This is a genomic window from Rhodococcus sp. 06-1460-1B (genome assembly GCF_002258475.1).
GTDB classification, from domain to species: Bacteria; Actinomycetota; Actinomycetes; order Mycobacteriales; family Mycobacteriaceae; genus Rhodococcoides; species Rhodococcoides fascians.
The window spans coordinates 171,594-180,973 of the sequence record NZ_NOYS01000019.1 but is presented as its reverse complement, the minus strand read 5'-3'; the positions used below and the strand labels follow the sequence as shown (position 1 = coordinate 180,973).

At 62.8% G+C, this 9,380-nt stretch carries 13 protein-coding genes; 5 read left to right on the top strand and 8 right to left on the bottom strand.

From position 1 onward, the window contains the following. Positions 1 to 308: 308 nt before the first annotated feature. The gene (locus CH268_RS09055; protein ID WP_094663434.1) at positions 309 to 602 is read right to left on the bottom strand and encodes a hypothetical protein; all 294 of its coding nucleotides are present in this window, start codon (positions 600 to 602) and stop codon (positions 309 to 311) included. A 77-nt stretch (positions 603 to 679) separates the two neighbouring features. On the opposite strand from CH268_RS09055, the gene CH268_RS09050 reads away from it, so the two are divergent. Further along, a complete protein-coding gene (locus tag CH268_RS09050) occupies positions 680 to 862 on the top strand; it encodes a hypothetical protein (protein ID WP_027495532.1) in 183 nt (60 codons plus the stop codon). Between the two features lie 58 nt (positions 863 to 920). Here the strand turns inward: CH268_RS09050 and CH268_RS09045 are convergent, their stop codons facing one another. Beyond that, positions 921 to 1,193, bottom strand: a complete 273-nt coding sequence (locus tag CH268_RS09045) for a hypothetical protein (RefSeq protein ID WP_141215109.1) — start codon at positions 1,191 to 1,193, stop codon at positions 921 to 923. On the opposite strand from CH268_RS09045, the gene CH268_RS09040 reads away from it, so the two are divergent. Next, positions 1,168 to 1,554, top strand: coding sequence for a hypothetical protein (locus CH268_RS09040; RefSeq protein ID WP_141215108.1), 387 nt, complete (start codon positions 1,168 to 1,170; stop codon positions 1,552 to 1,554). The two genes, CH268_RS09045 and CH268_RS09040, sit on opposite strands and share 26 nt — an antisense overlap. 50 nt (positions 1,555 to 1,604) lie before the next feature. Here the strand turns inward: CH268_RS09040 and CH268_RS09035 are convergent, their stop codons facing one another. Then, entirely contained in the window at positions 1,605 to 2,090 is a 486-nt protein-coding gene (locus tag CH268_RS09035) for a hypothetical protein (protein WP_094663430.1), read from the bottom strand. 46 nt (positions 2,091 to 2,136) lie between these two features. Then, complete coding sequence (locus tag CH268_RS09030) at positions 2,137 to 2,469, bottom strand: hypothetical protein (protein ID WP_094663428.1); 333 nt, start codon at positions 2,467 to 2,469, stop codon at positions 2,137 to 2,139. 41 nt (positions 2,470 to 2,510) lie between these two features. On the opposite strand from CH268_RS09030, the gene lepB reads away from it, so the two are divergent. Continuing rightward, on the top strand, positions 2,511 to 3,251 hold the full coding sequence (gene lepB / locus CH268_RS09025) for a signal peptidase I (protein WP_094663426.1): 741 nt from the start codon (positions 2,511 to 2,513) through the stop codon (positions 3,249 to 3,251). A 3-nt stretch (positions 3,252 to 3,254) separates the two neighbouring features. Here lepB and CH268_RS09020 read toward each other — a convergent pair whose 3' ends face one another. The 4 genes from CH268_RS09020 to CH268_RS09005 form a co-directional block, all read right to left on the bottom strand. Next, entirely contained in the window at positions 3,255 to 3,572 is a 318-nt protein-coding gene (locus CH268_RS09020; RefSeq protein ID WP_094663424.1) for a hypothetical protein, read from the bottom strand. A gap of 28 nt (positions 3,573 to 3,600) precedes the next feature. Beyond that, positions 3,601 to 3,975: a PLD nuclease N-terminal domain-containing protein gene (locus CH268_RS09015; protein ID WP_027495537.1), complete on the bottom strand. Its 375-nt coding sequence runs from the start codon at positions 3,973 to 3,975 to the stop codon at positions 3,601 to 3,603. 215 nt (positions 3,976 to 4,190) lie between these two features. Next, positions 4,191 to 5,519, bottom strand: coding sequence for a glycosyltransferase 87 family protein (locus tag CH268_RS09010; RefSeq protein WP_094663422.1), 1,329 nt, complete (start codon positions 5,517 to 5,519; stop codon positions 4,191 to 4,193). A gap of 64 nt (positions 5,520 to 5,583) precedes the next feature. Continuing rightward, positions 5,584 to 6,618 carry a LacI family DNA-binding transcriptional regulator gene (locus CH268_RS09005; protein WP_094663818.1) on the bottom strand — a complete coding sequence of 345 codons (1,035 nt, stop codon included), beginning with the start codon at positions 6,616 to 6,618 and terminating at the stop codon, positions 5,584 to 5,586. Between the two features lie 246 nt (positions 6,619 to 6,864). Here CH268_RS09005 and CH268_RS09000 point away from each other — a divergent pair, with 246 nt between their 5' ends. Beyond that, entirely contained in the window at positions 6,865 to 7,806 is a 942-nt protein-coding gene (locus tag CH268_RS09000) for a dihydrodipicolinate synthase family protein (protein WP_027495540.1), read from the top strand. A 353-nt stretch (positions 7,807 to 8,159) separates the two neighbouring features. Further along, positions 8,160 to 9,338: an Nramp family divalent metal transporter gene (locus CH268_RS08995; protein ID WP_032383150.1), complete on the top strand. Its 1,179-nt coding sequence runs from the start codon at positions 8,160 to 8,162 to the stop codon at positions 9,336 to 9,338. Positions 9,339 to 9,380 lie beyond the last annotated feature (42 nt).

The following is a 9,380-nucleotide window of genomic DNA, read 5'->3' as shown; positions in this document are numbered from 1 at the left end:
CTGACCCCTCGCGCGGCTCCCCATTGCGGATCAATGTGGCTTGCAGTCGCTTGGAGTGCAACAAAGTCGCATTGATCCGCCGGTAGGGGTGAGCGGCGAGGTGCGGGTCCGGATCGTTCGCAAACGCGCGCGCACTTGTCAGAAATGCCCGGAACGGTGTGGCAATTATGGGAGCGTTCGGCAAACGCGCGCGCGTTTGCGAAGGTCTGCGAGAGCGTGGACCTCCGCCAGGACGATGTAGACGCCACTCTTGCGGGAGGCCTCTAGGTACTCCGGTCGGCGTGTGAGTCGGCTACGAGGGTGGTGCCTCACAGCCGTGTCGGACGTGCCCCCAGTATCGGTGCGGGAGCAGGGTCTTGCTTCTTGCGTGAATCGACCCGATACGCGAGATAGAGATACAGGAAGCCGGTAATGGTGCCGCCGAGACATCCTGCTGCGATATCGAGGGCGGTGGATTCCGAGTTCACCAGTAGCTGCATGAGAAGGAAGCCGACGCCGACTGCAGGAGTGAGTGCCAGAGCGTTGATGTAGTCGGCGCGAGTTGCGCCGCACTTCTTGCTCAACGCGCCGGTCATGACCCACTCGCGAAATGGCTTCTGCATCTCAGGCTCCTCGTATGGGTCTGATTTGTCCCGTTCAGCCAGGATACCGGAGAGTTGGTTTAGGTAGGGTTCGAGTTATGCGCGCTGTTGTCTTCCTCGCTGTACTCGCGATCATCTACAAGTGGCCGGTGTTCGGAGACAGCCCCGGCCACTGGTCGGCCCTGAGTCAGGGAATCATGTTCGGCGCGATCATCTGCACCGTCGCTACTCCTGCGGGATGGAAGGCTATCCGCCGCATAGACGGACGGATGCGGTCTTAGATCGATGCTCGGGGGTCGGCGTCGGGTCGGCGTGGCGGCGCAAACGCGAGCGCATTCGTCAGGTGCGCGCGGATTCGTCGCCAATTTCGACCGCCAGAGAGGGCCATTCGACAAAAGCGCGCGCGTTTGCGGCGGGGTTCAGTCCCGTTTCGTGACTCGGCCGGAGCAGTTCGGCGTGGGCACCCGTTGCCTCCCAATCCACCTGAATCGGGTGCAGATAGCCGCGCTCAGCTGCACCCGATTCGAGGGTGGTGAGGCCATGTGTTTGGGTGAGTCCCATGGACTGGGTCGGCAGGGAGCTGAGCGTGGCCGCCGGGAGTGGGGTAGTCACGTCGGCGGTACTCATCGCACCGGTCATCGATGGCAAGTGGTTGGATCTGACTCTCCCAGCCGTACTCGGTGCAATTGGTGGACTGCTGGTGGGATTCGCGGCGGTGGTCGGCGGAAAGTACGCACTGAAGACTGCGGTGCCGTGGCCGCCTAGCGGTCGAAAACAATGGCGACACCGATTCGCCCTGTGCACTGCGGCAGTGGTGACACTATTCGTTGCCGGACTCTCGGCATGGGCGAGCGCTTCCTCGGCGATGGTCGCGTCGGACAGCGCGGAGCCGCCGATACAGCTGATGGTGACAATTGCGTTGACTGCAATCAGTTACGTGTTCGCGTACTTCCTTGCGCCCGAGGTCAACTGACTCCGGCTGGAGCGATTCAGTCCGAACCGGTGAACGCGCCGAGGACACGCTCACCGACAGGCGTCAGGGCCGTCGAACGCGCCCACCAAGCGGCAGGCGATATCACGCGGAACTCTCCACTGATTGTCGTATCGCACGAATGACATCGGTCCGACGGGATAACTGTCCATGCTTCGGAAAGTTCCGACACCCATGGCCTCCACCGAATCGGGACCGGTCGAAGCGACGGTTGTGAATTCGATGTGTTGCGGTTCCGGCTGAGCGCCCCAGGCGCGTGCGAGCCGCACGTTGTTCTCGGCCGGTCCGTCGAACAATCGAGCTCGGTCTTCTTCGCGAATCGAGTAGTCCACGCTCGCTGCGAACAGAGCCGTCAACTGGGCTGCGGTCGGCACATCGTCGGTGATGGGCGGTGGCGGAGAGGCGAATTGCGTCGGTCTGATCGATGCGACTGGCGACTTCGGCTCGTCCACCTCGGCGGGGGAGCAGGCGCAGGCGAGCAACACCACAGCGACCGCGCTCACTCCGACAAGTTTCACCGGCCCAGTATGAACCGAAACAGCATGGTGGGTAGGTGAATCGGCGTCAGATACCCGACGTCGTCAGGCACCGGTTGTGTTGGGCGGTGATCACCAGTACCGGTACGGCGATCGGCAGGATCAGGGCCGCCGCTGGAAGCACGAGGGCAGCAGAAGCAGTCGTCAGGTTGTGGACCGCTACAGCCACTATCCATGCACCCACGGCCGCGATGGCCTGCGCACCCACTCGGAGGGCCGTCACTGTCCCCGGTGAACGAACTGCGAATTTGCCTATGGTCATCGGCAGATAGTGGCCCTCGTTCACCTGTGACAGCTGCAGCGTCGCGACAGTCATCGTGGCCGCGCTGATGGCGGCGATCAGGAGGCCGAGAAACAACATGCTCAGTACGATACGCAAACTTGTGGCCCTAGGCTGCTGGTATGACTGCCGCTGCGAATTCCGATGCGACCCGTCGTCGGGTGCCGTCCTGGTTACGAGAGTTGACGGTTCTGGTCGTGGTCGCATTGTTACTGAGTGTGCTGCTGCAAACTTTTGTCGGCCGTGTCTATCTCATCCCGTCGCAGTCCATGGAACCCACGCTGCACGGCTGTCCCGGTTGTACCGGCGATCGAATCGTGGTGGACAAGATGACGTTTCGATTCGGAGATCCGCAGCCGGGTGATGTGGTGGTGTTCAAGGCTCCGACGGAGTCGTGGAACAGGGGATACACGTCGAGCCGATCGAGCAACGCAGGAGTGAAGGCGTTGCAGGACGCGGGATCGTGGGCCGGACTCGTCGCGCCCGACGAGAACGACCTCGTGAAACGGGTGATCGCAACAGGCGGGCAAACCGTCCAGTGTTGCGATGTGCAAGGAAGAGTCGAGGTCGACGGGCAGCCGCTCGACGAGCCCTACGTCGCGTTCGACTTCCCCTACGACGCGGACACACTCACCTGCGCAACAGTTCCGCAGTCCGGTCGCTGTTTCGGGCCGGTGAACGTACCGTCCGGCAATCTGTGGATGATGGGCGACAATCGAAGCGGCTCAGCCGATTCGAGGGCACACTCCCGTGACGAGCTGGGTGGAACGGTCCCCATCGAGAATGTGATCGGCAAGGCCAGATTCATAGTGCTGCCACCGTCGAGATGGGGAGTTATCGACTCGCCTGCGATACAGCGCTGATCGCTAGTCGGCGTCGCGCCTGCGTGTGATTCGAAAACCATTGCAGTACAGAACAACGGCGAGGACGGCTCCTATCGCCGATCCCGCGAACGGAGCGAGCCACAGCCACAACCAAGTGCGTGAACGCACCTCGAAGGACAGATCCAGCGCATTCACATAGTCCGAATTCATCGTGACTCCGGACAGCGGCGTGTACGCGCCGTAATAGATCTCAGGTGATGCGATGTCAGGGGCCAACGCCAGCTCGACGAGGTGAGCGCCCATGGGAAGCAGCCCCACCACGAAGCCGAGGGTGGTGAGAATCAGAACGATCGAGCGCATTCCCACGATCCTGTCGAGTAGCGGCGTCTTAGAACCCGAGATCGCGCTTACGACGCTCGCGTTCGATGCGTCGCTGTTCCTCGGCTCGTTCGCGGCATTGCCGGAGGAATTCGGCGTCCGCATCCGGATTCTGGGCGGCCTGACGTCCCGGCCGCGTCTCGTACTCGGGGTAAGCGGAGTTGCTCGCGCGACCGTATCCGGACCCGCCGGCACCTCCCCAAATCCCAGCACCGACGGGTCGGCCCGCAACGAGCCAGGCCAACGACCCAGCGAACGGGAGGAAAACGATGAGCAGAATCCAGACGATCTTGGGCAGATAGCGGATGCCACCCTCGTCTGCGGTGATCGCGTCGATCAGACAGAACACCCACAGCAGCATGACCAGCAAACCGAAATACGGCATTGTGTCCCTCCATGTCCAAGACCGCTCGGTCCGTTGTATCGAAGATCGTAGCGCTGTCCTCGCGATTTCGACAGACGAGTCGGTTTGGAAATCTGGGTGGGGCTCGGACGCGGTCGGATGTCGCGTCAATGTCCTGGGCAGTAGATGTACAGAGATGATCGCTGCCCATCCCTGGTGAGCAGGACGGTCACCGGATCTGTGGGACGCGTGTGCACCTATTGGCGAGCATCGTCATGGCCCGCAGTGGGCCTGATCCTCAGACCGACGAAAACAACGACGAGGGTCGTCAGAAACACCGCGGGATAGGTGAATTGGACGGCGAACTCGAAGGCGGGGGAGCCCTCGAACATGAAGATTCCGATGGCCTTGATGCCGCGGTAGTCGGTGAAGTACCAGGCAATCATCGGCATGGTCACGGCGATCGGGGCCAGCCAACTCCACCAGGTTCGGCGTCGGTTGGCGTAGTCGAGAGCGAGGACGGTCAGCGGAATGCACCACACCCAGTGATGGCCCCACGCGAAAGGCGAGACCATCGGCGTCGCTATTCCACATATCGTCAGGGCCAGCAACGTCTTTCCGGCTGCCTGTGCGCGTGCCGCCACCCACAGCGCCAGGGCGGCGACGACGAGGGCGAGCGCCAGCCACACGGCGAAGGGAGGTGTGTTGCCCGGCCACAGTCGAGCCAACACGCCATGAATCGACTGGTTGGCGGGTGAGGCCAGTGCGCCGATTCGTTCCGAGTCGATCATCGTCGACGTCCAGAATCTCCACGAATCTGCGGGAATGACGATCAGTCCTGCAAGCACGGTCACTGTGAACGCAGCGATCGCCGTGACGGCTGCTCGCCACTGTCTCTGTGCGAGAAGATGAAGCACGAAGAATGCGGGCGTCAGTTTCAGTCCTGCAGCGATGCCGACCCCCACACCGCGGAGCCGACTGCCCTCGCCGCGGGTGAGATCGAGCAGAACGAGAACCAGTAGAAGCACATTGATCTGGCCGAGCCAGATGGTCATGCGGACGGGCTCGAGCCACGTCAGTGCCACTGCCAATCCGACACTGACGAGATACATTGTTGCGCTTCGATATCCGAGCGCGCGCCAGCTAGCGACCACGGCCACGTAGATCAGTAACAGATTGATCGCCTGGACCACCGTCACAGCGCTCGTGACCGAGAGGAGGGCGAGCGGGGCGAAGGCCAACGCCGCGAAGGGCGGGTAGGTGAACGGTAGGCCGATGTCGAACAATGCGAACTCGTAGAGGGGCTCGCCATGCTGAACGACGTATGCACCGTGTCGATAGACGATGGTGTCGATTCCGTTGCCGAACAGACCGAAGGGGGTCGTCCATCCCAAGAAGTAGGCGTGCGCAACGACCGCGACGCACGCGGCGATGGCCGACGCAAGGAACCAGCGCCAACCGAGCCGGCCAACGCGCGTCGCATGCACTTCCGGTTGCGTCTCCCGGATGGCTGTCTTCTGGTCGTTCTCTACGCGCACGTCCGAGTCTGACCGCGCGTAGAGCGGCCGAAAACTGGACGTCGTCATGGCTACACGATAGATCGTTGTACCTGATACAAGGAACCCGACACGGACAGACCGGTACGTTTTGTCAGCGGATTGCTCGGCTCGACGATTGCCTGGGTATCAGGGTGGGGAGCGCTTTGTGTACGGCCGCCGAGTCGTCGGTTCCGTTGATCAACAGATCCATCGCGGTGCCGGCGATCTGATCGAACGCGGTACGCACCGACGTCAACGGCACCGGCAGCAATTGGGCGAGGGGAATGTCGTTGTATCCGACGAGTGACAGGTCCACGCCGACGGCCAGATTGTGGCGGTGAGCTGCGGACAACACGCCGAGGGCCAGATTGTCGTTGGCCGCGAAGACCGCGGTGGGACGGTCTGTGGCGTCGAACAATTCGTGTCCTGCGCGCGCGCCCGCTTCGATTCCGTAACCGGTTTCGACAGTCCACTCCGACCTCGGTGACACGCCGGCCTCGTCGAGAGCACGTCGGGCACCCGCGAGCCGTCCGACGGCGCTTGAGGTGAACAGCGGACCGGTCAGAACCGCGATGTCGGTGTGGCCCAGATCGATGAGGTGTCGAACTGCCAGGTACCCGCCTGTCTCGTCGTCGCCGATGGACGACGGACTCTTGCCGTCGGTTCGTAGGACGAGAACGTGCGGAATGCCGTTGTCGCGCAGGTGGCTGGGGAGAGGATCGTCGGTTCGGCTGGTGGCGAGAACGACGCCGTCCACATTGCGTTCGAGCAGGGACTGCGCGGCGTTCCACTCGTCGGTGGGGTCGTCGCCACTGGTCGCGACGATGGCGTGATAGCCGTCTTTGCCCGCGGCCCGATCGATCGCCTCGAACATCAGGGCCATGACGGTGTCGGACAGGCGCGGAACCAACACTCCGATGGTCGCCGTTGCACCGCGCCTGAGGTTGGACGCGAACGTGTTGCGCCGATAGCCCAGCTGCTCGGCGATCTCTCTCACCCGGACGGCCGTCGCGGTACGGGAGGGGGCGACGCGGTCGTCGAGCACGCGGCTGACCGTCGACACACTGACGCCCGCCGCCTTGGCGACGTCGCGGAGCGTGACGACGTCCGTCCGTTCCGCCGAGAGCCCGGTTCGAGTGGGACGCATCCACACCTCCTTGATCGATCGGCCCGATCGCACGACAGGACCGAACTTACCGATCCCCAGCTGATCGCACATGCAAACGTCCCAGGAACGTTTGCATGAAGTGTTGCATGAGGGGTCGGTGCCGTGTGCGAGCCCTGTCACCTCTCGGTCGGCGAAGTGATGGTTGACACATTCGGGGTCGCAGGTTTAGCGTCATGCAAACGTTCCCGACAACGTTCCCAACCGCCTCTCGAAAAGGACGTCACCATGAATTCACTCGATCTCCGCGGACTCAGCCCGGCACCGATCACGCCCTTCACCCGCGACGGCGAGGTCGACTACGACGCGATACAGCGACTGGGGTCGTGGCTCGGCAGTGTCGACGGGGTCAAGAGCCTGGTCGTCCTCGGCCATGCAGGCGAGGGCACGTTCCTCACGCAGGCCGAGCAGGCCAAGGTCATCGGTGCGTTCCGCGATTCGGTGGACGGCAAGCTCCCGATCGTCGCCGGCATCACCGGTGAGGGCACCGCCGTATCGGTCGAGGAAGCCAAGCGTGCAGTCGACGCCGGTGCATCCGCCGGTCTGGTCTACCCGTCGCACGGATGGCTGCGTTTCGGATACCAGGACGGTGCGCCGCAGGATCGGTACAAGGCACTGTACGAAGGCTCGGGCCTGCCGCTCATCCTGTTCCAGTACCCCGACGTCACCAAGGCGACGTACAACCTCGACACCCAGCTCGAAATTGCCGCTCAGGAAGGCGTTTTCGCCACCAAGAACGGTGTCCGCAACATGCGTCGTTGGGATCGCGAGATTCCGGTGCTGCGCAAGGAGAACCCCGAACTGCAGATCCTCAGCTGCCACGACGAGTACCTGCTGCACACCATGTTCGACGTCGACGGCCTGCTGGTGGGGTACGGCGGCCTCGCACCCGAGCCGCTCGTCGAGCTCATCGCGGCAGGCAAGGCCAAGGACTACCCGGCAGCGCGCGCCATTCACGACCGGCTGCTGCCCGTCACCGCGAACGTCTACCACCGCGGATCCCACATGGAAGGCACCGTCGCCCTCAAGGAAGGCCTCGTGCACCGCGGCATCCTCGAACACGCCACCGTGCGTTCGCCATTGCTTCCGCTCGCTGCGGGTGCCCACGAGGAGATCGCAGCGGCACTCGATTCCGCGAACCTCGGCTCGGTAGTACCTGCGCTGGTCTGACCCGGTCGACGGTCACTCCCTACCCTCGGTGCCCTTCCGTAGTAGCCGCTACGGCCCGGAAGGGCACCGAGCACCACTTCTTTCGGCATGCATCACCGCACACGCGGACCGGGTCGAGTCCGTTCGGTTGGACTGCCGAGCTCTGCATCAGATCCACCCCACGTATTCGCCCCTTGCCACATCAGGCCGACAGCAGACGTGCGCCACGTCGCCGGCTGGAAAAGTGCTTCGAGAAAGGGCTCGCAATGAGTCAGCACCAAGCAACACCGGTGGTACCGTCCGCAGCCGTGCGAACTTCGCAAACTCCCGCACCCCGCTCCGGCAAATGGAGAGCCTTCCTGAGCACCATCGCGATGGCCGGCCCCGCATTCATCGCCGGTGCATGGCAATTCGGCCCCGGCAACCTCGCCAGCGCCGTCGAAGCCGGCAGCAAATACAGCTACAGCCTGATCTGGGTCATCGTGCTCTCGACGGTGTTCATGCTGGTGTACGCGGACATGAGTGTCCGGCTCGGAATTCGCACCCCGAAATCGATGATCAGCTCCGTCAAAGACGTCCTCGGCCAGAAGGTCGGCGTCGCTGCGGGATTCGGCGTCTTCATCATCACGCTGTGCTTCTCGGTGGGTAACGCCGTCGGCTCCGGCCTCGGGCTCTCGATGGTGTTCGGCGGTTCACCGCTGATATGGACCATCGCCTGCACCGTGTTCGTCGCCCTGATTCTGTTGTTTCGCAACGTGTATCGAGTTGTAGAGCGTGTACTTCTGGTAATCGTCGGGCTTCTCGGTGCTGCGTTCGTCATCAGTGCCGTCATCGCAAAACCCGACTGGTACACAGCCGTCAGTGGAGTCGTCCCCACCGCTCCACCGGGCAGCCTGTTGCTGATCGTCGCACTCGTGGGTACCAACTTCTCGCTCAACGCCGCCTTCTTCACCTCGTACGGCATTCACGAGCGCGGACGAACTCGGGCCGAATACCGTCAGACCTCGATCGCGGACACTGTTCCCGGCATCGTTGCCCCCGGCATCATGACCGCGCTCGTCATCGTGGTCGCCGCAGCTGTTCTGGGACGCCAGGACACCGAGGCAGCGACACTGGTCGGCCTCGCCAAAATATTCGAACCCATTGCCGGCCCGGTCGGTTCGACCATCTTCGCTCTCGGACTCTCCGGTGCCGCATTCTCGTCGATGGTGGCCAACGCAACCGCCGGTGGCACGATGCTCTCCGACGCACTGGGCCGGGGAGCGTCACCCAGCACCCCTACGGCCAAGATGACCTGCGCCGCCATCCTGGCATTCGGTCTTGCGATCACAATCATGTTCACGTCGTCGCCGATCCAACTGATCATCGTCGCTCAAGCTCTGACCGTGCTGGTGGCACCATTTCTCGGCTTCCTGATCTACGTGATGAGCAACAACCGCCAACTGATGGGCGATCTCCGAAACACGTGGTGGAAGAACGCACTCGGCGTGCTCGGCTTCCTCTCCATCCTCTCGCTCTCCGGACTACTGATCTACGAACTCGCGACGCGATAATTCGACTGAAGTCCCGGGTGGATGCTCGACGAGCATCCACCC